The sequence below is a fragment of the Emticicia soli genome (genome assembly GCF_037860775.1).
In the GTDB taxonomy this organism is placed as follows: Bacteria; Bacteroidota; Bacteroidia; order Cytophagales; family Spirosomataceae; genus Emticicia; species Emticicia soli.
Window position 1 is genome coordinate 1 of sequence record NZ_JBBEWC010000032.1, and the last position, 1,435, is coordinate 1,435.

Sequence of the window (1,435 nt, forward strand, 5' to 3'; positions counted from 1 at the left end):
CTTCACTTCCGCTTCGCCATTCGCTCCTTCAAAACAATTCAGATTTGTTGGATTGATGCTCGCCGTCAACTGTATCGGTTGACTGATGGTCACACTCGCTGTCGCTGTACAACTATTCGCATCGGTTACAAGCACACTGTAAGTACCTGCTGCCAGATTACTGATTGTGGCTGTCGTTGCTCCGGTGTTCCATTTGTATGTATAAGCACCTGTACCCCCTGTTGCCTTCACTTCCGCTTCGCCATTGGCTCCTTCAAAACAATTCAGATTTGTTGGATTGATGCTCGCTGTTAACTGTGTCGGTTGACTGATGGTCACGCTCGCCGTCGCTGTACAACTATTCGCATCGGTTACAAGCACACTGTAAGTACCTGCTGCCAGATTACTGATTGTGGCTGTCGTTGCACCTGTATTCCATTTGTATGTATATGCGCCTGTACCCCCTGTTGCCTTCACTTCCGCTTCGCCATTCGCTCCTTCAAAACAATTCAGATTTGTTGGATTGATGCTCGCCGTCAACTGTATCGGTTGACTGATGGTCACGCTCGCCGTCGCTGTACAACTATTCGCATCGGTTACAAGCACACTGTAAGTACCTGCTGCCAGATTACTGATTGTGGCTGTCGTTGCACCTGTATTCCATTTGTATGTATATGCGCCTGTACCACCTAGTGCCTTCACTTCTGCTTCTCCATTCGCTCCTTCAAAACAGTTTAGGTTCTTAGGATCAATGCTCGCTGTCAACTTAGTCGGCTGACTGATCGTCACACTCGCCGTCGCTGTACAACTATTCGCATCGGTTACTACTACACTGTAAGTACCTGCTGCCAGATTACTGATTGTGGCTGTCGTTGCTCCGGTGTTCCATTTGTATGTATATGCGCCTGTGCCACCTGTTGCCTTCACTTCCGCTTCGCCATTGGCTCCTCCAAAACAGTTCAGATTTGTTGGATTGATGCTCGCTGTTAACTGTGTCGGTTGACTGATGGTCACACTTGCCGTCGCTGTACAACTATTCGCATCGGTTACTACTACACTGTAAGTACCTGCTGCCAGATTACTGATTGTGGCTGTTGTTGCACCTGTATTCCATTTGTATGTATAAGCACTTGTACCACCTGTTGCCTTCACTTCCGCTTCGCCATTCGCTCCTCCAAAACAGTTCAGATTTGTTGGATTGATGCTCGCTGTTAACTGTGTCGGTTGACTGATGGTCACGCTCGCCGTCGCTGTACAACTATTCGCATCGGTTACAAGCACACTGTAAGTACCTGCTGCCAGATTACTGATTGTGGCTGTCGTTGCACCTGTATTCCATTTGTATGTATATGCGCCTGTACCCCCTGTTGCCTTCACTTCCGCTTCGCCATTCGCTCCTTCAAAACAATTCAGATTTGTTGGATTGATGCTCGCTGTTAACTGTGTCGGTTGACTG

General features: G+C 48.1%; 1 pseudogene. It reads right to left on the reverse strand.

Annotated elements, in window-relative coordinates:
- A pseudogene (locus WAE64_RS24700) lies at positions 1-1,435 on the reverse strand (SprB repeat-containing protein); the annotation flags it as partial.